The sequence below is a fragment of the Allorhizobium sp. nf9_anc genome (genome assembly GCF_056323085.1).
Map to the genome: position 1 here is coordinate 21,895 of NZ_JBWHZM010000004.1, position 18,895 is coordinate 40,789.

Below are 18,895 nucleotides of genomic sequence, written 5' to 3' on the forward strand. Positions count from 1 at the left end.
ACCAGATCTGCGTTACCTGACCGTTCACGTTGCCGGGTTGAGAATAGTGTCTGATAATAATCCCGCTGAGTTTCGGCGCATCCTCCACCGGGCTTGGGTAGAGATCGCCTTCTTTTCCGTGCTGATGAATGCCCTTCTGCTGGCACCATCACTGTATATGATCCAGGTCTACGACCGTGTGCTTCCGGCAGCCAGCGTCCCGACGCTGGTCTATCTTTCCATTATTGCTGCCGCGGCTCTCCTGCTGATGGCAATCCTTGATATTGTCAGATCGATTTATTGCCAGAGAGTAGGCTTATCCCTAGAGCGTCACTTGGGTGAAACGGCATTTTTGGCCTCTCTGACCTCCGCAAGGGCAGAGCATGGGGAAATACAACCCTTGCGCGACTTGGCCACCGTTAAAACGTTTATTGCATCACGGGGTTTGGCGAATCTGGCTGATCTGCCGTTCGCACCGCTTTTCATCATCTTGCTTTACTTTATTCATCCCATCCTGAGCATCCTGACGATTGCTGGCGCAGCAATCCTCTTCGCGATCGTTGCCATCAATCAATACGCAGCTCGACGCTCGATCACCCAATCTCTCGAAGAAACTCGTATAGCGAATACCGTTGCACAGGCATTCGCGCGAAACGCCGATACGATCCGCGGCTTGGGGATGACAAGAAGCGTCGCGACAGTCTGGGGTCAGCGATTTGCGGAATCCGCCATCAGCCAGGACCGCTCAACCAACATGAATTCGGTGTTCGCGGGCATTTCTCGTACCTCCCGCATGGCGCTCCAGCTCGCAATCTTGGGGGCCGGGGCGGCGTTGGTTATCGCTGGAGAACTTACAGGCGGGATGATTTTCGCCTCATCGATTATATCCGGCAGGGCACTTCAACCTATTGATCAGTTGATCGCGGGTTGGAAACAGATCGTCGAGGCGAAAGCTGCCTGGGTCAGGTTAAGCGCTGCAACGGCCGCTGCTGTGACGGGGCAGAGCGACCGAATCCAGCTACCGAACCCCCGTGGAATGATAACAGTTAAGGATCTGGTCTGGACGCCACAAGGAACCGGAGCCGCTCCAGTCATTAAGCGCATAAACTTCGAAGCGCTTCCCGGAGAAGCCATTGCCATTCTAGGTCCTAGCAGCGCTGGAAAATCGACACTGGTCAAACTGCTGGCGGGGGTTTTGAGGCCGACAGCAGGTTCAATCTTGCTCGACGGTGCCGACTACAAGACTTGGGACGAGATTCAGCTTGGCAGTCAGATTGGGTATCTGCCACAGGAGGTCCATCTTCTTCCAGGGACAATTGCCGCCAACATTTCTCGTTTTAGTCCTGACGTCACCGATGACACTATTATTCGCGCAGCTCAGCAGGCGGAGGCCCACGAATTGATCGTCGCCCAGAAGGATGGATATCAGACACAGGTTGACCCGTCCGGCACGCTACTGTCTGGGGGAGTTCGGCAGCGTATAGGTCTCGCTCGCGCTTTCTTCGGTGATCCCAAAATCCTCATACTCGACGAGCCAAATTCAAATCTGGACGCTGACGGCGAAGCCGCTTTCGACAGAGCCATCGCCCAGGCAAAGGCCGCCGGCCACACGATTCTCATCGTCACCCATCGGCCAGGGATAGTATTCCGGTGCGACAAAGCTTTGGTAATGCGGGAAGGAGCTGTGGAAATCTTCGGTCCTGCCACTGAGATTTTGCAGCGGCTGTCAAATGCGACCCGAGCGGAGCGAAAGGCCACAGGCACCAAGCAAGATGACGTTCCCTCGGTTGCAAGTCTGAAGCCGACTGCAGTGGTTGGTGGCGCACCATGACGACGACGGGGAAGCTCTCAGATCGCGGTACGTGGCAGCGCCGGCTTTCCGCCACGACAAGAGCACCAGCCCTAATTGGTTACACTGCCATCTTGACGGTGGGCTGCACTTTCGGCCTTTGGGCTGCAACCGCGCCGATCTCTGGAGCAGCAATAGCGCCCGGAACAATTACCGCCGCCGGCAGAAATATCCAGATGCAGCACCTTGAAGGCGGAATCATCAGGGAAATAGCGGTTCAGGAGGGAGACCGGGTCAAGCGCGGCGATATTGTCATGATCCTCGACGACACTGCCGCAAAGGGTCAGCTCAATCGGCTTGTGAAGCAGCGAACGTCGCTTGTTATCAAGGCTCAACGTCTTGCAGCGGAGAGGGAAGGTAAATCTGCTTTTAGTCCTGATCTGACCGGGATCAAACTGATAGCTGGGCCGGAAATCACAGACGTCCTCCTTGAGGAGCAGAAGGAATTCAGCGCCCGGGAGGCGAGGTTTCGGTCAGAGCACGAGATACTGGAAAAACGTCTGGAGCAGCTAAATGAAAGCAGGCTTGGACTGGTTGAGCAGAAAAAGGCGGTGGAGAAGCAGGCCTCTGTCGTACAGGCTGAATTGGCCCGCAAAGATAGCCTTCTTCAAAGAGGGCTGATCAACAGGTCGGAGTACACCGAGCTGCTGAGAATAGATGCAGATCTGTTAGGGCAATCGGCTTCGATTGTCGCGCAAAAGTTGTCGACCGATTCGCAGATCGCCGAAGCTATGGAACAAATAGAGCGTCTACGTACGCAGCGCATCGAGGAAGCGGTCACCAAATTGACAGAGGCGAAGACGTCTCTTCGAGACCTAGAAGAACAGATCTCCTCGGCAGCAGACGTGCTTAAGCGAACTTTTATCCACGCGCCGGCAGATGGTATAGTGGTGACTTCCCTATATAATATAGTCGGAAACGTGGTCGCGCCTGGCGAAAAACTGATGGAAATCTTGCCGACGGCCGAGAGACCATTGGTAGAGGCCCGTCTGCTTCCTACAGATATTGATGCTGTCCACATAGGGCAGTCAGCGCGTTTGCGATTCACGGCTCTCAATGCTCGGCTCACACCCGAAGTTAGTGCCACCGTTAGGCATATCTCGGCAGATCGCCTAATCGACCAGTCGACACAGCAACCTTACTATCGAGCCTTGTTGCAAATCGCAGGAAACTTACCATCGTCGATACCTGAAGATCAGTTGCGACCGGGGATGCCGGTGGAAACATTCATCAGCACAGGCGACCGGACTTTCCTGGACTATTTAGTAAAGCCACTTGTCGACTCTGCGCGACATGCGTTCATTGAAGAGTGACTAGGCGGCACAAGGGGATGCAAGACCATGAAAAGTAAACACACGGCACTAATTCGGCTGGCTTTCGTCGTGTTTGTCGCGGCGGTTGCCTTTTCTTCGGTGCACTTATTCCGCGGTCCGTCGCAAGACCACAGCCGTACAGCATTGGAAGGAGCTTCAAAGTACGTGGCTGAGCTGCCCATGACAACGACTGTCTTAATGTACAACAATAATCAACCGACCACCGCTTTCATAGGCAACTCTCAAGTCGCAGAGGCCGCGAAGCATTATATCGAAGAGAAGCGCCCAGGAAGATACCGGCGAGCTTGGGGCCGGGCAGAGATCGAAGTTATCGTTCTGTCAGGGATCACGAGTTTGTCAGATGACGCGAGAGCAAAAGAGATCTCTGCGCTAGGCCTACGGAACGAAGTATCTGCTGAAGTACAACAAGCCTCAGCCACGAAACAGTTCTGCTTAGCCCGACGCCAAAGTGTTCATGGGTGGTCGGCTGGTGGTTTCGTCCTTGTTAACACGGGAAATGCGAGTGAGGCAGAGATCAATCAGTGCATACTAAAAGGTTTCGACTATTTAGATGGCTTGCCGACTGCTCGCAATGAATTTGAGCCCGCTACACTCCCCCCAGATGAAGTCCGCCATGCTATCGTGGATTACGTAAGGTCGTGTGCGTTTGAAAGCCGGGCCGATCCCGAAAAACAACAGAGATCCAATTATGGAATTTTTTCGCAACCCGACATGACTTGTGTTCGCGATAAGCTTCAACAGGCCGTGGCAAACGCCGGCTAGGAACATTGATTGTCGCAACGGGGCGCATATCAACTTGTATACCTCCTGAGACAATCTCCGTGAGACGCAAATCAGCGTATCATTTGGGTTGATTTTTCAGTTATGAGACGCTACGCATTGAAGGTCTAGAACCTAATGAGACGTTTTATGGCAATCTACGGGTACGCGCGGGTCAGCACCATCGATCAGGATCTGGCTATTCAAGAGGCGGCTCTGAAGGCGGCCGGGTGCACGGTCATCCGGGCGGAAAAGAAATCGGGATCGACCAAGCAGGATCGGAAGGAGCTTAACACGCTTCTGGAATTCATGCGCGACGGCGACAGCCTGGTCGTGACGCGGGTCGATCGACTGGCAAGATCGGTTGGGGATCTGCAGGACATCGTACGGCTGCTAAAACAGAAAGGGGTGACGCTGAAGGCGACTGAACAGCCTATCGACACCAGCTCTGCGGCAGGCAAGGCCTTCCTCGATATGCTGGGCGTATTCGCTGAGTTCGAGACGAACCTTCGCAGAGAGCGACAGATGGAAGGCATCGCTGCCGCGAAGAACAAGGGTGTCTACAAAGGTCGAAAACCGAAACTCGATGTATTCGAAATCCGTCGCCTTCGTGGAGAAGGTGTCGGAGCGACGGAGATCGCAAAGCAGCTGGGGATAGGGCGTGCGAGTGTCTATCGGAGCCTTGCTGACAGCATCGAGGAACCGACAGACTTGTCCGACGATCCGCCAACGGTTCAGGTTTCTTTTCTGAAGCCCAATCCCCTTGGCGATAGGAGATCTATTGATGGCAAATGAGAGAGCCAGCATAGAAGAAATACGAGGATTTTACGCTCGACTGATGGCGGCGGCGAGCAGGTCTTCCGATCCTCGTTTCGAGAGAGCTTTTGAAGCCGTGCCTCGCGAAGCATTCTTCCCTCCAGGGCCGTGGAAAGTGATGGTGAATTCCCGATATTTCGAGACGCCCAGCGCTGACCCCGTCTACCTTTACCAGAATGCCCTCGTGGCGCTGGATGCAGACAAAGGAATAAACAATGGAGAACCGTCGCTTCATGCGGCTTGGATAGGAACCGTTGCACCACAGCGCGGAGAGGCCGTCACTCATGTCGGCGCAGGAATGGGTTACTACACAGCCATACTATCGATGCTCGTGCTACCTGCGGGCAAGGTGACCGCCTTCGAAATCGATGAGGATCTGGCTGCGAGAGCTCGGCTTAATCTCGCTCCCTTCGACGTAGCAGAGGTCATCAACGCTGATGCAACCCAAAAGCGGCTCCCCGAATCCGATGTAATCTATGTCAATGCCGGCATGGCAGCACCTCCGGTTGATTGGCTAGGAGCACTCAAGCCGGGCGGGCGGATGATCTTTCCGTGGCGACCAAACGAACAAGTAGCACTTACGTTGCTGGTTCGGGCCGAGGACGGAGGCTTAAGCGTTTCCCCGCTGGCACCCGCTTGGTTTATCCCATGCGTGGGCGCCTCAAAGGAGGTCGAGCCTTCCAGGGTGCCGGCCAATTTTTCCGAGGCGCGGATGGTACGGTCCATTTGGAGGACTGCACTGCGATCCCCTGACCAAAGTGCGATTGCCATATATCCCGACGTTTGGTTCTCCTCACAGCCGGTCGCCGCTGTACGCTAACGTCAACGCTGCCAGCGGCAACGTCACACATGCGCTAACACCGGTCATCGACCAAGCAGACGGGTCTTGAGGCCCTTCGGGTAAAGCTCCGGGCCTCCGTCCATGTCCAGTTCTCGCGGATCATACCAAGCTGCCACCATTGAGGTGCCGTCATCCTCTTGGAATCGGATGCGTTCCTGGGCCTCGAAAGCTCCAGGGGGAAACGCCAAGTCAAAAATGAATAGGATTTCATGCCGGCGTTGACCCTCGTAGACAAAGACGTTTTCCAGAACGATTGGCCCCGCAAGAATGGAAACCTCGACGTCAATCTCCTCTTTGAATTCTCTGATGACAGCATCTTTTGCAGATTCGCCAAACTCAACGCTACCGCCAAGCGGCCGCACACCCTTGAGACGCCCCTCATGGTCGTAAACATCAAAAGCTAGGAGCCGCGGACCACGCCAATGTAGGCCCAAGGCTTTAATGCGGATAACACTGGATTTGGTGACGGTGGTCATCCTGTTGAGCTAACGCAATAGAAGGTCCTTCGCAACAGACCGCCGCAACATGCCGAGAAGTCCGCCTCGGGCCGACGGCCGTCATGGCGCAGCAGCGCCAGAGGCAGTCATCTGAATCTGAATATGTGGGTGGCATTTCGGGAGTACGTGCGCGCAAAACCAAGCTTCTCATAGAACGCACCAGCTTCTGTCGTATCAGTGAACAACCGAACGCTGGCGAACGATGTTCGGGCAGTATCCAGCAAATGGCGAGCAATACGAGAGCCAACCTTCTGTCGGCGGACGCGACTTAGCACGTAAAGGTGGCGAAGACGAGCGACACTCAGGTCATTCGCGTAAGGATCGATGTTCAATCCGCCGATAGCCACTAATCGGGCATCAGCAAATGCACCGAACAGCATTTCTCCCGGCATATCGAACCGATTTGCCCGCGACTCCCATTCACTGACAAGTTTGTCCATGAAACGAAAACCCGCTCTCGAGGCCTCGGCCCGAAGAATTTCGATGCCAAGCGGCAGTTCCCGGACAAGCTCAAATTCAATAGCTGAGTCCATGATCATCTCGTAAGAATGTGGCCTTTGTCGCTATCATATCACCAGACCTCAACGGGCGAGAAGGTGTGCAGAGATGTCCGCCGCCTCGCGCCATTTGCGGTCATGCCAGGCACCTGACATATTCAGTTGTCTTGAATGATGTTGGCTTGAAACCGCCCGTGTCGGTCTAGCGACCATGGGGCCGAATGCGGGCTCTTATTATGAAGTCGCCACCGCTTCAAATTCTGACAACTCGACTCGTACTGCGTGCCGCGCGTGCCGAGGATGCGGCGGTCGTGTTTGAGGAATACACGGGCGACATCAAGGCGGCGAAATTTTTGCCAAGGGGACCGCATCTCTCGCAGTCGGCAACTGAAGCCGTCATCAGCGCATGGGGCGAGACCAACTGGCATGTTAGCAACCGTTTCGTCTGGACCATCATTGAGCGACGTACCGATAGGCCCATAGGCCTTTTTCTTCTCTTCAATCAGAATGAAGAAGTGGCGGAGATACACTACGGATTGGGACCCGCCTTCTGGGGGCGTGGGTTTGCCACCGAAGCTGGCTCGGCCGTCATGCGATGGATCGCGGAGCAATCAAGTCTGTCTGAGGTTCGTACAATTTGCGCCGCTGATCACGATGCAAGTTGCCGCGTTCTGGAAAAGATTGGACTCGTGCGGAATCAATTCTTGGAAGCGGCCTTGCCGATGAGGTCGACCGGGGTAAGGATAGATGGGTGGTCATACATCTGGCGGCGCAGCGAATGACTGCTACGCATCGTTGGCCGTTTTCCGCTCAGCGCCAATGGGAGAGATTGTGCCTGCCGGAAAACTCCCGATACTGCGACGTCGCATAAGTAAGCAAAACAAGTTTTTGCGTTAATTGGGATTTTTGCGAGCGAGATGCAGATTACTTTTCGGCCCTTAGCGAGCGACGACCTTCCCGAATTGCGCACATGGTTTAAGGATGCAGAGTTATCGCGCCGGCTATCATTCCCAACCGATGATTGGTTCGCCTATGTGACGGCTGGGGCGGATGCCCGTTGCTGGGTGGCGTCGGACGCCGGTGAACTCATAGCCATGATGCAGGTTGACCGTGAGGATTCTGAACGAGGCTATTTGGACCTGGCTGTGCGCCCCCATCTCAGAGGCCAAGGGATCGGAACGGCGGTCCTAAAGGCGTTTCTGTCGGGGCCTGGAGGTATCTATGGGATCTTGGAAGGACGAATCGAGCCGGACAATGCAGCAAGCCTCGCTTGCTGCCGACGATGCGGATTCGAGATTCTGCCTCAGCTTGATGCCGATGGCTTGCTGCCAGCAATTTATCGTTCTTCACGAAAATCCTAACATTTGCGACGGATCGAGTGCATTTGGATCTTTGAGGGAATTTCTGTCGCGAAACTTAAGGTGCAGAAATCAGAGTTTCGCTGCCGGTTTGTGCGACGGCCTATGACCGCTTCGCGCCAACAGCGGTCATCGATTAAGCAGACGAGTCTTGAGACCCTTGGGATAAAGCTCAGGGCCTCCGTCCATGTCCAGTTCTCGCAGATCATACCAAGCTGCGACCATTGAGGTGCCGTCATCCTCTTGGAATCGGATGCGTTCCTGGGCTTCGAAAGCTCCAGGGGGGAATGCAAGGTCAAAAATGAATAGGATTTCGTGCCGGCGTTGGCCTTCGTGGACGAACACGTTTTCGAGAACCATTGGCCCCGCGATAATGGAAACTTCGACGTTGATCTCCTCCTTGAATTCTCTGATGACAGCATCTTTTGCAGATTCGCCAAATTCAACGCTACCGCCAAGCGGCCTCACACCCTTTAGACGACCCCCATGGTCGTAAACCTCAAAAGCTAGGAGCCGGGGGCCACGCCAATGCAGGCCCAAGGCTTTGATGCGGATAACACTGGATTTGGGGATTACTGTCATCTTGTTGAGCGTTAGCGTCCGGTGAGCTGTTTTTGCTGATTGGGCAAATCAGGCGATGTTCTGGCATTCGAACCAGCATTAATGCTGACATTAATACCAGAACAAAGAGGTTTCATGGCTCGCATGGAGATCATGTCCGGCACCGAACGCAGACGGCGTTGGTCGGACGAGGCGAAGCTGAGGATACTTGCGGAAGCTGATGAGTCCGGTGCTCGCATTGGCGATGTGGCGCGCCGGCATGACATTCATCCGGGGCAGATCCGCTTGTGGCGGCAATCATTCAGCTACGCCGACCAGCCGACTGTGTTCCTCCCGGTGGAAATCACCGAGGAGGTTGGCGCATGCCAACCGACTACGGCGGCAACCAAGCCGGTGATCGTCGAGATCTTGCTCCGAAACGGTCGGCGGTTGAAGGTTCCGGCTGACGTTGAGTTGAAGCTGCTTGGCCCGCTGGTCGCTTGCGTGGAGGCGGCATGATCGGGCCATCGGGGAATGTGCGGGTCTATTTGGCCTGCGGGGTGACCGATATGCGGCGTGGCATTGATGGTCTGTCCGCGCTGGTCGAAACGGTCGTGAAGGAGGCGCCGGGCTCGGGCGCGATCTTCGGCTTCCGCGGAAAGCGCGCTGACCGGATCAAGCTTCTCTGGTGGGACGGTCAGGGGTTCTGCCTGTTCTACAAGATTTTGGAGCGCGGGTACTTTCCGTGGCCGACGGCGAAAGAAGGTGTCGCGCACCTGACGCAGGCGCAGCTTTCGATGCTCGTCGAAGGGATCGATTGGCGCCGCCCAGCGTGGACGTCTGCTCCTGCCCGAACGGGATAAAAGCCATATTTTGCAGGGGCATCCGGGGCTTAACGCTGGCGCGGCAGAGGCAAATCGGCTAGATTTGCGGGTATGGAAACAGCGCCGCTGGACAGTCAGGACGAGCTCACTGCTTTGCGCGCACTGGTCGCCGAACAGGCGGCGAAGCTTGAGAGCCAGGAAGCCGAAGTCATCAAGCGTGACTCCATAATCGGGCTTCTTCGCGCGCAACTGGAGCTGCTTCGACATCGGCAGCATGGCGCCTCTTCGGAAAAGATCGACAGGAAGATAGAGCAGTTCGAGCTGATGCTGGAGGAGATCGAGGCCTCCCGTGCCGAGGCTGAACTGCGCTCCGGCAAAACTCCTCTGCCGGAGCCGGACGACGCATCCGAGAAGCCGAAGCGCAAGCCTTTACCCGATGGTCTTCCCGCCGAGGAACTGGTCTATGCGGCTCCCTGCAATTGCCCGACCTGCGGTGGCACGTCGTTCCTGAAGGCGGCGGACAGGGTGGTCCAGGTGCTCGAGCACGTGCCGGCGTCGGTCAAGATTGTCCGGCATGTCGAAAAGCGTATGATCTGCCGGGAATGCGATACGACGGTGGCTGGCGAGATGCCGACCTTGCCGATCGAGCGCGGCAAACCCGGGCCGGGACTGCTCGCCCATATCATGATCGCCAAATTCGACGATCACATCCCCCTCTACCGTCTGTCCGAGATGTACGACCGGTTGGGGATAGACATCTCCCGATCCGTGATGGCCGACTGGGTCGGCCGCGTATCCGCTTTGCTGACGCCACTCGTCTTGTTGATCAGGGCCCATATCGCAGGACTCGACCGAATACATACGGACGATACCCCGGTCGATGTTCTCGACCCCGGACGGTGCAAGACAAAAATCGGCAGGGTCTGGGTCTACGTCTTCGACGGCAGTGGCTATCAATCCGCCACTCCGGCAGCCATCGCCTATTACTACAGCCCTGACCGCAAGGGCGCGCATCCGGCTGATCACCTGGCAAGCTTCAGCGGCGTCATGCATGCCGACGGCTATGGGGGCTACAAAAAACTCTACGGCAACCAGATCGTTGAGGCCGCCTGCATGGCGCATGTGCGCCGCAAGTTCCACGATGTGATTAAGCTGAAGCCGTCACCGATCGCGGAGGAAGCGCTGTCGCGCATTGGAGCGCTCTACGATATCGAGAACCGTATCCGCGGCATGGCGGCTGACGAGCGGCGTACCCTGCGCCAACACCATGCCCGGCCCGTTCTGGACGAGCTCAAGGCCTGGATCGAGACGACACTCTCAACTCTGCCGCAGAAGCAGAAGCTGGCTGAGGCAATGCGATATGCGCTGTCACGATGGGCCGCCTTGAGCGTTTACATCGAAGATGGCCGTGTCGAAATCGACAACAACATCGCCGAAAGAGCCATCAAACCGCTTGGAATTGGCCGGAAGAACTGGCTGTTTGCCGGCTCGGATAAAGGCGGTGAGCGCATCGCCAACATTCTGACCATCATCGAGACGGTCAAACTGCAAGGCCATAATCCGGAGGTCTACCTGACCGATGTCCTGACCCGGATCCAGGATCACCCCAAAGACCGAATTGAAGACCTGCTGCCTTGGAACTGGACGCCGGCAAAAGCTCGATGCGAGGCCGCCTGATGGCACGCTCAAGGTTCATCTACACACTCAGCCAAGTCGCCGGCATGATCAGCGAGAACCTCGAACTGATCGAGGAAATCACCGCAAACTTCGACAACATCTCCGAAGGCGAACTGGTTTACGTCAGTGATGGCAGTGAGGATGGCACGAAGGGTCTGACCGAGAACGGCATCGAAGAGCTTCAAAGCCTACTTGCCGACATCAGGACGTGGGACGGCGGTATCCGCGAGTTCCTCATCGAGACACAATGCGATCCTGAAATAATCGACCGCATCATGGTCGATGAGATGAAACGCGGCCTATAGCACCCATCTCTCCACACCCGGAATTGCGTTCGCCGGACGCTTACTGTTGAGCTAGCCCAAGAGCAAGCTCTTCGCAACGGATCATCAGAACCTGCCGAGAAGTCGGCTCCCGGCCGCGATGCGTCTGCCGCGCAGCGCGATAGGCAGTCTTTGAGACCATGCTCACATGCGGTAGTTTCCGACCGACGGAGGAGGGCTTCGATGGCGTTGACGAGTAAAATAAAACCTCATGACCATCGATGGCCAAGCCTGTTCGAAGCGGAAAAGGCCCGTCTACAGGGGGTGTTCGCACCGTGGGACGTGGAATTCCTGCATGTCGGAAGCACAGCGGTCCCTGGTCTTGCAGCGAAGCCAGAAATCGACCTCTTGGTAGTCTCGGCTCACCAAGATGAAGATCGGGTTGATCAAGAAATGGCATCACTTGGATATGAGAGAGGAAAAAGCCTCTCGAATGGGCACATGTTCTATCAACGTGATGTTGGAGGCATCCGCACCCATAAGGTTCATGTGTGTCGGCCAGGGCATCCGCAGATTTCAAGGATGATACGCTTTCGCGATATGCTGAGAGAGGACGCCGGACTGCGGCACAGATATCAGAGCCTGAAACTGGGATTGGAGTCTAAAAACGTGGGCGGCATCAAGGAATACCTAGCTCAGAAGGCCCCCTTTATCGATGCCGTGGCAGGACCCCGACCAAAAGTCTGACGACCGCCTCGGGCAGCGACCGCTATTTCCCTACCAACATGGAAATACAATCATTCTACAACGAGAGCCTACTGTTTTGAAGCTGGTACGGGTATCGAGCCAACCTGAATGGGAGGCATATCATCAGATTCGACGGCACGTGCTGTTCGATCTGCGCGGATTGTCTGGATATGACGATCACCATCCTGATGACAGAAAGCCGGAGCATCTTCCGCTGGTTTTCGCCGATGGCGATGAGTTCGTCGGTGCCGTACGTATTGATCTCACTGTGAACGGGATCGGGATAGTTCGCACGGTTGCAATCGTTGCAGAGCGCCAGCGGCAGGGTTTAGGACGAGCCATGATGACCGCCGTCGAGACTCTAGCGAGGGGTTATGGCCTTGTTAGGCTTGAGGCCCACGTAGCGCCGGACGCAGTTGGTTTTTACCGCAAGATTGGCTGGGAGCTTGTCGATGCACATCGGCCCAATCTTCTCATGGCGAAGCATTTGTAATGACCGGTTTGGGCCGCTGGCCGCCGTGGTGCTCTACCGTGTGCTGGTCGAAGATATCCTGCGCCGGGGCATCGGCATGGCCTATCCCCATACGGGGCGCTATGTCAGCGAACTCGCGCGCCTCATGCCGAGCCTGCCCGAAGGTCACGGTCTCTCGACGCACGCCGCCTTCCTGGCGGAGCTGCGGCGCAATCACTCGAGGAAATACGGCTTCTGGAGTTCTGTGCCGGGCGGGTTATCTTAACGGTCGTCCCGCTTTCGAGCGGCGATCGCCCAGTAGAGCAGAGCGCAGAAGGTTGCAGCAAAATGTGTGACGGCAGCTTGCCTCGAAGTCATACCGCAATTTGATGCAGCGCAAGTCAGCAGCATATATCCCAGCGGGATACTGTTCGCTATGACCAGGATCACAGCCAAGGATGATCCTAGTATCGCTGTGCCAATGAGGAGTAGCGGTATGTAGATGGCGGAGGCAACAATGATAACGAGCGCAACTCCCGCACCCCAGTCACGACCCAAATCCCAGAAGCTGAAAGCAATCAATGATATGGGGCCAACAAAAAGGCCTGCCAATTTACGCCACATGTACAACGCTCCATCACATCAGCAGCAATCATTGATTGAAAAGTTTTAACGACTGGTTGCGTTTGAGGTTAAGAAGGCGCACTTCCTTACTGCCAACCTAGTTCACAACTGCATGTCATTTCGTTTGAGCTGTAGCGGTGCACTCCGGACGCACGAACTTATCGTTCCCAATAGGGCACCGGCCGGTGCAACTCCGCTATTCTATCGGGCAGCCACCCTACATCTTGGGAGCCGGATGGAGTTTGAAGCGGTTTCTATTGCGCAAGCCTGACGCCGCTCAGGCTTAGGAGCGACTGAGCGCCGCATGGAGCGGCACTCAACCGCAATGAGGGGAGCCCCCTTCGGGCCCCTCCCCTCGAACTCCCCTTCCACCTTAGGACGGACCCGCCCAGCAAGCGGGGCGGCTCACTGAGGCTTGTTGTCGTTTCCGGCCAAAGCGTCGATGTCAGCTCCATCGACGTGATGCTTCCGCTCACCGCCAAGTTTGAGTTCAGCTATCAAGTCGAGCTCAACGGCAAAGCCGGAAACGACAACAATCCTCAGTAAGGTAAGGCCGCGCCCCGCCCTGCAGGGTGCGGCCTATCCGTCGTGATCCCGAACCCGCGGCCTTGCACGCGCCCGCAGGAAGCATATTCGCAGCAAGATGACAGATTTCCAAAAGCGCAACCGAATAGGATGAAAGCCGCTACATCCCGTGTCAGATGGCGGTTGAGACTGTTTTGCAGGACCGGGCAGCCGCCCCATTCGGGGTCGGTTCAGGCTGAGGGCGAAATCACAAAGATTGCGCCCCGCTGTCCAAGTTGAAGCCTAGTGAGTTTTGATGCTGGAAAGCCTTGGTTTGCATGGCCTTGTAACCGTCCCAAATAGGCTTCAGTTCATCTGGGACCGCTCGCATTTGGCGGCTTCGCGCCAGAAGCGGACATTGGGGCTGCCAGGATGGCGCTCCATTGCCGCGATCTGCCCCGGGTGGAGTGACACTCCACCAGTGGAAGATATATTCTCTAACTGCTCGGATTTCACGTTTCGCCATGACAGGAGACGCCGCTTGACCTCTGACGTTCCTCAGCCAGAACACCAGCAGTCAAAGGGGGCTGGCAGGCTCCGATGGGTGCCGCTCTGGCTGATCAAGATAGTGTTGGCACTATTTCTTGCGTATTCAGGATACAGGTTTTTCTATCCAAGCTTTACCTGGAGCCAGACGACGACGGTAACCGTCTCCACGCCGAGTGGAGTTCGGAGCGGGAGTTCGACGGTCAAAGTCTCCTGGTGGACTGCACCCTCGATTTTGCCGGACGCACGCAGCACGTTTTACAATACGATGGGTGAGGCGACAGTAGTGGATTTAGGCGGCGGACTTTATCTCTTTGCGCTGATATCTGACGCGGAGTCGCGCGGATTGCAGGTTTTTGCAGGAATGGAAACTGTGATGAATCTGCCTCCCCGACGTCTTATCGATGCAGCAAGAATTGTGAACGCAAGCAGCGGACAGACTCGGGAACTCCCGCGCAGTCTTTATCCTGTGCTTGTCACATTCGATAACATTGATAATCCCGCAAGTGTCCGTCGTTTGAGCCCCGCAGACCTCTCCGCAAGCTTTGGCGCAGGCTACCGGCTTGATAGCATTGCGATGTCGATCACCAACGCGTCGCCGACCGCTGGCAGGGTGTCGCAGCTTCTCGGCTGGTTAAGTGTATATCCAGAAAGAGGCTTGAGCCCAGCTAAGGGCGAGACGGAAAACATCCCATTTTCCAGACGTGTTTTTCACGGCGATTTTATTAGGAGATAGGCAATGGCAATATCGAATGGCTTTTGCGAGCGACCTGAGCCAGAAAAATTTGTCTCGTATCTGGGTTACTAAAGCGGATGCCGCCACGACCGTGATTCCTGTCTCTTTCAGGGCTATTCCTTCGATGCGGCCAGGAAGCATGTAGGCACATGCCTATCTAGCCGCGCGACCATGACCGCATTGGGCCAAAAGGCGACCTTCGCGGATTGCGCTGATAGGCTTGAAAAAGTCGGCGGCGCTGTCGCGAAGTGCACTCCATCTAGGGATTCAGGAGGATATTCTTCTGATGAGCGATCGGACGGTAGCGCATGGAGCGCTGTTTTGCGGATTCAGCATTGAGCGGCACGTCCCGACGAACCATCTTCTTCGGGCTATCGAGCGTTCCGTTAATGTATGACCAGGACCTCTATAGCCCGACTGCATTCTAACTCCAGCTATTATCGCTCGAGCCCATTGTCTTTAGCTTTCTGCATCGCCCCTTGCGTCGACCAATCCCTCTGAACTTCCGCAGCAGTCGTGTTCCTCACAAGGCTCGCCACAGATCGAATGGTCTCGGCATGTTGAGCCAGAGCTGGGTCCTCTTTGACCCGCGTGGCGATCTCGCCCAAGTCTTCGGAGCCAAATCTCTTACTAATCGCACTCCACACTTTCTTTGCCTCTTCGAGAGCAGCGCGTCCATCTTTCGTCGCACTTAGGCTATTGATCCAGCGATGCCGGTCACTGGTCTCAACGTCACGGACGCCAGCGATGAGAGAAGCGCTCCGTGGGCTTAGATTCGGTACTTCGACATAGTCTCTATTTTCACGCTGCCAGCGTTCTGATCTCTCCTCCTGAACGACGCGTCGCTGCCATTGCTCACCGGCGGCACCTACATGCTTCGCAATGATCGACGCAGACTGCCGCGCTTCAATGCGTTCCTTGTTGTCACCAAGGATGCCAGTCTTGCCGCGAAGCTCACCGAACTGCTCCGGCCTTCTGTTCAAGGCCTGTTCGATACCTGCACTGTCGCCATCCCGTTCGACCAGTGAGGCCAGGATCTTACTCGAAGCTTCCTGCGGATCACGGAACACCTGGCGCACGATTCTCTCCACCCCGTTCCAGCTTGGGCCGAACGTCGCCATTGTCTTCTGCCGCGCCACGTCCTCAACGCTACGGTCATGGTGAATCTTTGCCGGCACAAGCGGTGTTCGAATTTCAAAACCACTTGCCTGCGACTGTTCGTCCCGCAAAACTGAGCGATCCGTGCCAGTAGAACTCCAGCTCGTGTGACCCACTTTCGCTGTCTGCGTTTCATTTTGGCCGGGCCGCCCCGCTGGCTCTGTGAGCCGGACCTTGATCTCACTACTGACGCCAAACTGCTGGGCGATCCCCCGCCTTTCGGCAAAATCGAGCGTCGTTTCCTTCACGCCAGAACGAGACAACCGATGTCCAAGCTGCGCATAGGCCAGCTCATCGCTAGCCAGCACCTTCCACGCGTTGCGGCTCGCCTCCTGCCCGTTGGGCAGACGCACAGCCTCTGCGCCAGTGTGTTTGAGCCCAATCGTCGCGCCCATCTCCGGAGACCCTTCCGCAATTGCCTGCTGCAGCCCTACACCCCAGACCGTATGACGCTCGCTCTTGGCATTCTCTAGCGTAACAAAGTAGCTGTCGCGATTGCCGTCCTTGTGCTCATAGGGTGCCGCACCATGCTCCACCAGCTTGCCTTGCGTCACCACCTGGTCGCTCCTGCGCGAGGCGAACTCTTGGGCATCCGCATAAAGCTGCACGTCATGACGATGGCGGCTCATGGCAACATAGGTGAGATGCCGATCCATCGTGCCGGAAGCCAGGACAAAGGCCCGGTCCACTGTCGCACCCTGGTTCTTGTGGATGGTCGTGGCATAGCCGTGATCAACCGACCGGTAGTCGTTCATCGGCACTCTGACCATTCGGGCATCCGCTCGGCCAGAAGCACCGTCGAGCTCAACACATATCGCGTCCTGCTCGACGGCCCTCACCTCCCCCAGCATCCCGTTCTTCACACCAAGGTCGCGGCTGTTCTCCAGGAACACAAGCCGGTCCCCAGGCGCAAAGCTGCGTACACCGTCATTGGTCTGGAAGCTGAACTCGCCAGCCTCCTCGCCTTTGGCTAGCTCACCCCGCTCCTGAAGCTCAGCACGGATCCCCTCGTTGATCGCACGGACATCCACGCGACGATGGGCCATGGCAACACGGGAAGCCTCAGGATGCAGGCCGCGATCGGCAAGATAATCCCGCACCACCGCAGCGCGCGCCTCATCGCGTCCAGAAGCAAAGTGGATGTTGCCCTTGTCCCGGTAGGCAGCAAGCCCCTCTGCGGTTCGATGGGACGCAAAGGCGACGGATGCCTCCTGCTGCCACAGCTCCTGCTGTCGCTTGATCTCACCAAGCGATGCATGACCGATGCGCTCGGCAATGGCGCGGAAAGGAGCCCCTGCCCCGATCGCCTGAAGCTGCTCGTGATCTCCCACCAACACGATCTTCGCGCCACGCTTCTCCGCCTCTCCGACAAAGGATGCAAGCTGCCGGCTGCCGACCATGCCGGCTTCGTCGATTACGAAGACATCGCCGCGGCCGAGCTGATGCTTTTCGTTTTCCCAACTGCGCGACCACGAAGCCAAAGTACGGCTCTTGATCCCGGAACTTTCCTCCAAGCCCTCAGCAGCTTTGCCAGAGAGGGCCGCGCCATGAACCGCATAACCCTGTCGCTCCCAAGCCTGGGCAGCCGCAGCCAGCATGGTGGACTTGCCAGCACCGGCCAGACCAACAACAGCGGCAATGCGCTCCGGTCCCGTCACATGGCTGATCGCCTGCCGCTGCTCATCGGAGAGACGAGAGTTAGGATTTCCGGACCTGAGACGCAGCCCCTCGTCCATCTCCTCCATGGCTTCAACAACATGGCGACGATCGACACCGTGACTACGCGCCTGGTGCAAACGCTCGGCGGCATCCGCCATGCCCTGCTCGATCTCCACCATCTCCCGGGTCGAATAGCGCGCAAGCTCAACCTCACCCGTCTCTCCATCCACCCGCTCCGGACGAAGCTCTGTCAGTGCAGGAGAAGCCATGACAGAGGCAAATGCGTTCTGGAACGCCTGCGCGTCATCGTTGATGTAGCGATGCAGTGTGCGGGCAATGTCATGCCGGTCGAACACGCTTTTCTCAGAGGTGATGATCGACAGAACCTGTTCCGGCTTCTCCCGGATGACATCCGCGTTGCGTTGACCAGCATCGCCATCCAATCGGGAGCGATCAACGAGACCGCCCCGACGACGCAGATTTGTGGCACCAACACCCATATGCTCAGTCGGCTCGATCTCCAGACCACGCTCGGCATGCGAGCGGTGATCGATGCGGATATCAAACCCCTCTCTAGCCAGATGATCGTTCGCCATTCCCTCCCACGACCGCCTGATGTCGACGAGCTGCATCTGCGTCGGGGCTAACCCTTTAGGCAGCAGGTCCTTATTCGCCAACTCGATATAGGTCTTCGCCCCCAAACCCTCGCCCGTCACCTGTCGCGTCGTCATCAGAACATGGGCATGATGGTTGCGAACATCGCCCTGGACGCCTGGCGTGTGAATCGCAAAATCAACACCAGCGCCGTAGCGGTTCGCCAGATCCTGAGCGAACGCCCGCGTGAGCGATACCCGCCCCTCCTCCGATAGCTCATGCGGAAGCGCAATCACGAACTCGCGCGCAACCCTCGCATCCTTGCGGTTCTCAGAGCCTTCAGCGGCATTCCATAGCGCCGACCTGTTCAGCGCCCAAGCCGCATCCACTCCTTCGGGAAGCACGATCTCAGAATGACCAACGCCCTCACGTCGGCGGTAGTCATGAACAAGGCCATCGCGCTCATTGGTCAGGATCTTAGCTGTGCGATAGGCAGCAGCCGCAACGGCGCTGCGTCCAGTGGTACGAGAGACAACAGACATCTGGCAGTAGAAGATCGCCAAGACTGTTCCTCTCCTCGATATCCGCGACGCATGGTGAGGATAGCCGAGCATGGGTTGAGCATCAACCCGTATATGCGCC

Annotated in this window: 18 protein-coding genes and 1 pseudogene; 15 read left to right on the forward strand and 4 right to left on the reverse strand. The window is 56.7% G+C overall.

The annotated features are described in order from the left end of the window. Positions 1 to 46 precede the first annotated feature (46 nt). The 5 genes and pseudogenes from AC02Y0_RS24510 to AC02Y0_RS24530 all read left to right on the forward strand — a co-directional run bounded on the left by AC02Y0_RS24510 (position 47) and on the right by AC02Y0_RS24530 (position 5,557). Positions 47 to 1,810, forward strand: a complete 1,764-nt coding sequence (locus AC02Y0_RS24510; protein WP_476384622.1) for a type I secretion system permease/ATPase — start codon at positions 47 to 49, stop codon at positions 1,808 to 1,810. After that, a complete protein-coding gene (locus AC02Y0_RS24515; protein WP_476384623.1) occupies positions 1,807 to 3,141 on the forward strand; it encodes an HlyD family type I secretion periplasmic adaptor subunit in 1,335 nt (444 codons plus the stop codon). Before AC02Y0_RS24510 ends, AC02Y0_RS24515 begins: the two co-directional genes overlap by 4 nt. A gap of 27 nt (positions 3,142 to 3,168) precedes the next feature. Then, a complete protein-coding gene (locus AC02Y0_RS24520; RefSeq protein ID WP_476384624.1) occupies positions 3,169 to 3,924 on the forward strand; it encodes a hypothetical protein in 756 nt (251 codons plus the stop codon). Between the two features lie 147 nt (positions 3,925 to 4,071). Then, positions 4,072 to 4,614 (forward strand): annotated as a pseudogene (locus AC02Y0_RS24525) (recombinase family protein); the annotation flags it as partial. Between the two features lie 91 nt (positions 4,615 to 4,705). After that, positions 4,706 to 5,557, forward strand: coding sequence for a protein-L-isoaspartate O-methyltransferase family protein (locus AC02Y0_RS24530; RefSeq protein WP_476384625.1), 852 nt, complete (start codon positions 4,706 to 4,708; stop codon positions 5,555 to 5,557). Positions 5,558 to 5,601: 44 nt separating this feature from the next. Here the strand turns inward: AC02Y0_RS24530 and AC02Y0_RS24535 are convergent, their stop codons facing one another. Together AC02Y0_RS24535 and AC02Y0_RS24540 are read right to left on the reverse strand one after the other, a co-directional pair. Next, positions 5,602 to 6,054, reverse strand: coding sequence for an NUDIX hydrolase (locus tag AC02Y0_RS24535; RefSeq protein WP_476384626.1), 453 nt, complete (start codon positions 6,052 to 6,054; stop codon positions 5,602 to 5,604). A 107-nt stretch (positions 6,055 to 6,161) separates the two neighbouring features. Further along, positions 6,162 to 6,608 (reverse strand): GNAT family N-acetyltransferase, encoded by a 447-nt coding sequence (locus tag AC02Y0_RS24540; RefSeq protein WP_476384627.1) that lies wholly within the window; start codon positions 6,606 to 6,608, stop codon positions 6,162 to 6,164. A 200-nt stretch (positions 6,609 to 6,808) separates the two neighbouring features. Between AC02Y0_RS24540 and AC02Y0_RS24545 the strand changes: the two genes are divergently transcribed. Both AC02Y0_RS24545 and AC02Y0_RS24550 read left to right on the forward strand, forming a co-directional pair. After that, entirely contained in the window at positions 6,809 to 7,354 is a 546-nt protein-coding gene (locus AC02Y0_RS24545; protein ID WP_476384628.1) for a GNAT family N-acetyltransferase, read from the forward strand. 135 nt (positions 7,355 to 7,489) lie between these two features. Then, positions 7,490 to 7,933 (forward strand): N-acetyltransferase family protein, encoded by a 444-nt coding sequence (locus tag AC02Y0_RS24550; RefSeq protein ID WP_476384629.1) that lies wholly within the window; start codon positions 7,490 to 7,492, stop codon positions 7,931 to 7,933. A 126-nt stretch (positions 7,934 to 8,059) separates the two neighbouring features. Here AC02Y0_RS24550 and AC02Y0_RS24555 read toward each other — a convergent pair whose 3' ends face one another. Further along, positions 8,060 to 8,512 (reverse strand): NUDIX hydrolase, encoded by a 453-nt coding sequence (locus tag AC02Y0_RS24555; RefSeq protein WP_476384630.1) that lies wholly within the window; start codon positions 8,510 to 8,512, stop codon positions 8,060 to 8,062. A 114-nt stretch (positions 8,513 to 8,626) separates the two neighbouring features. On the opposite strand from AC02Y0_RS24555, the gene tnpA reads away from it, so the two are divergent. From tnpA to AC02Y0_RS24595, 8 genes are all read left to right on the forward strand, one after another. Next, complete coding sequence (gene tnpA, locus AC02Y0_RS24560; protein WP_476384631.1) at positions 8,627 to 8,989, forward strand: IS66-like element accessory protein TnpA; 363 nt, start codon at positions 8,627 to 8,629, stop codon at positions 8,987 to 8,989. After that, positions 8,986 to 9,333, forward strand: a complete 348-nt coding sequence (gene tnpB / locus AC02Y0_RS24565) for an IS66 family insertion sequence element accessory protein TnpB (RefSeq protein ID WP_006728822.1) — start codon at positions 8,986 to 8,988, stop codon at positions 9,331 to 9,333. The genes tnpA and tnpB overlap by 4 nt, the downstream gene beginning before the upstream one ends. Positions 9,334 to 9,405: 72 nt before the next feature. Then, entirely contained in the window at positions 9,406 to 10,971 is a 1,566-nt protein-coding gene (gene tnpC, locus AC02Y0_RS24570) for an IS66 family transposase (protein WP_476384632.1), read from the forward strand. After that, positions 10,971 to 11,276, forward strand: coding sequence for a hypothetical protein (locus tag AC02Y0_RS24575; protein ID WP_476384633.1), 306 nt, complete (start codon positions 10,971 to 10,973; stop codon positions 11,274 to 11,276). Before tnpC ends, AC02Y0_RS24575 begins: the two co-directional genes overlap by 1 nt. Before the next feature lie 201 nt (positions 11,277 to 11,477). Further along, positions 11,478 to 11,981 carry a GrpB family protein gene (locus AC02Y0_RS24580; RefSeq protein ID WP_476384634.1) on the forward strand — a complete coding sequence of 168 codons (504 nt, stop codon included), beginning with the start codon at positions 11,478 to 11,480 and terminating at the stop codon, positions 11,979 to 11,981. 139 nt (positions 11,982 to 12,120) lie between these two features. After that, positions 12,121 to 12,474, forward strand: coding sequence for a GNAT family N-acetyltransferase (locus AC02Y0_RS24585; RefSeq protein WP_476384635.1), 354 nt, complete (start codon positions 12,121 to 12,123; stop codon positions 12,472 to 12,474). Positions 12,475 to 12,499: 25 nt separating this feature from the next. Further along, entirely contained in the window at positions 12,500 to 12,718 is a 219-nt protein-coding gene (locus tag AC02Y0_RS24590; protein WP_476384636.1) for a DUF6880 family protein, read from the forward strand. A gap of 1,383 nt (positions 12,719 to 14,101) precedes the next feature. Beyond that, the gene (locus AC02Y0_RS24595) at positions 14,102 to 14,842 is read left to right on the forward strand and encodes a hypothetical protein (RefSeq protein WP_476384637.1); all 741 of its coding nucleotides are present in this window, start codon (positions 14,102 to 14,104) and stop codon (positions 14,840 to 14,842) included. Positions 14,843 to 15,279: 437 nt separating this feature from the next. Here the strand turns inward: AC02Y0_RS24595 and traA are convergent, their stop codons facing one another. After that, on the reverse strand, positions 15,280 to 18,816 hold the full coding sequence (traA, locus tag AC02Y0_RS24600) for a Ti-type conjugative transfer relaxase TraA (RefSeq protein WP_476384638.1): 3,537 nt from the start codon (positions 18,814 to 18,816) through the stop codon (positions 15,280 to 15,282). Positions 18,817 to 18,895 lie beyond the last annotated feature (79 nt).